The organism is Streptomyces sp. NPDC054840 (assembly GCF_053611065.1).
Genome location: NZ_JBSGZP010000935.1, coordinates 1 through 2,259, shown reverse-complemented (window position 1 = coordinate 2,259; position 2,259 = coordinate 1). Strand labels below are relative to the sequence as shown.

Here is a 2,259-nt window from a genome sequence, read left to right as displayed (position 1 = left end):
CGCCAAGGGAGTCGAATACACCCACCGCATGGCGTTGTCCATCGCCCGCCAGATAGAAGCCGTCCACGGCCGCACCCGCGACGACGTCTCCCTGGTCACCCTGCCCTTCTACGGGGTGCTCGACCTGGTCTACGGATCCACCCTGGTCCTCGCCCCACTGGCACCCGCCCGGGTCGCCCAGGCGGACCCCGCGCTGCTCGTGGACGCGCTGGAACGATTCCGTGTCACCACCATGTTCGCCTCGCCCGCCCTGCTGCGGAACCTGGCCGGACACCTCACCGGCGCCGCCCGCGGCCGCCACCCGCTGCCCGACCTGCGCTGCGTCGTCTCCGGCGGGGCCCCGGTGCCGGACGCGGTCGTGGCCACGCTGCGCTCCGTCCTCGACGAGAAGGCGCGCGTCCATGTGACGTACGGGGCCACGGAGGTACTGCCGATCACCTCGATCGAGGCGGCCGAGATCCTCGGCGACGCCGACGTCGACACCGCGCGGGAGGGCGGTACGGCGGCAGGTACCGCGGCCGGTGCCGCCGCGGGCGAAGGGACCTGTGTCGGCCGGCCCGTCCCCGGCACCCGGGTGGCCATCGCCCCCGTCACCGACGGCCCGCTGGCCCGGTTCGACCCCGAAGCCGGTCTGTCGGCCGGGCGCGTCGGCGAGATCCTGGTCCAGGGCGACTCCGTGAGCCGGCGCTACCACCGCGCACCCGAATCGGACGCCGCGCACAAGGTGACCGAGGAACGCCCCGGCGGCGAAGCGCCCCTCATCTGGCACCGGACGGGCGATCTGGGCCACCTCGACACCGAAGGACGCCTCTGGTTCTGCGGGCGCGCCGCGCAGCGGGTCCGCACCGGTCACCGGGACCTGCACACCGTGCGCTGCGAGGGAGTCTTCAACACCCATCCGCTGGTTCGGCGCACCGCCTTGGTCGGCATCGGGCCGGCCGGCGCGCAACGGCCCGTCGTCTGCGTGGAGACCGAGCCCGGCGAGGGAGGGGCGGAGCTCGACGAAGGCGCGTGGACCCGGCTGGTCGCCGAGCTGGGCACCATGGCCGAGGCGCAGGCCGCGACCACCGGTCTCCAGGAGTTCCTGCGCCACCCCGGCTTCCCCGTGGACATCCGGCACAACGCCAAGATCGGCCGCGAGGAACTGGCCCGCTGGGCCGAGCGGCAGCAGGTCCGGCCGACCTCGTCCACCGGTCGGCGGGCGGCCCGGATCGTGCCAATCGCCGGATGGGCGTACCTCGTCGGCGGGGCGGTGTGGGCCGCGGCCGGGGGAGTCCCCGACGTTCCGGTACTGCGGTGGCTGTGGTGGGCCGACGCCTTCCTCAGCATCGGCGTGCACGCCGCGCAGATCCCGCTCGCGCTGCCGCGCGGCCGGGCGGCCGGCCACGGGACCGCCTCGGTGGTCCGGAACACCATGCTCTACGGCGCGACCTGGTGGCGGACGCTGTGAAGATCCTGGTCACCGGAGCATCCGGATTCCTGGGCGGGCACCTCGTCGACGGTGCCCTCCGCCAGGGTCATCAGGTCCGTGCCCTGGTCCGCCCCGGCCGCGCCGCCGTACGGCTGGGCTCCCTGCCCGGCGTCGAGGTCGTCACCGGCGACCTCACCGACGCCGGTTCCCTCGGGCGGGCGGCACAGGGCTGCGAGGCGGTCCTGCACAGCGCGGCACGGGTCGTCGACCACGGCAGCCGTGCCCAGTTCGAGGCCGCCAACGTCACCGGCACGCAGCGGCTGCTGGCGGCGGCGCGGTCGGCGGGGGCGCGGCGGTTCGTGTTCGTCTCCAGCCCGAGCGCGCTGATGCGGATACGGGAGGGCGACCGTCTCGGCATCGACGAGAGCACCCCGTACCCGCGGCGGTGGTTCAACCACTACTGCGAGACGAAGGCGATCGCCGAACAGCACGTACGCGCCGCCGACGGCCCGGAGTTCACCACCTGCGCCCTGCGCCCGCGCGGCATCTGGGGGCCACGCGACCACGCCGGATTCCTGCCGCGCATGGTCGACGCCATGCGCGCGGGCCGACTGCCCGACCTGTCGGGCGGCAAGCGGGTGCTGGTCTCGCTCTGCCACGTCGACAACGCGGTGGACGCCTGCCTGCGGGCCGCGCACGCCCCCGCCGGGCGGGTCGGCGGCAAGGCCTACTTCGTGGCGGACCGTGAGGAGACGGACCTGTGGCCGTTCCTGGCCCGGGTCGGAGCCCTCTTCGACTGCCCGCCGCCCGCCCCGCGCATCCCGCTCCTCCTCGGCCGCGGGCTGGCC

The 2,259-nt window shown here is 74.9% G+C and carries 2 protein-coding genes; both read left to right on the top strand.

The window, feature by feature from the left end:
- Window positions 1–1,450, top strand: a 1,450-nt coding sequence (locus tag ACWGIU_RS36150; RefSeq protein WP_453712319.1) for an AMP-binding protein, incomplete at its 5' end; no start/stop codon positions are given.
- The coding region (locus tag ACWGIU_RS36145) for an NAD-dependent epimerase/dehydratase family protein (RefSeq protein WP_453712318.1) at window positions 1,435–2,259 on the top strand (825 nt) is incomplete at its 3' end. The genes ACWGIU_RS36150 and ACWGIU_RS36145, both read left to right, overlap by 16 nt.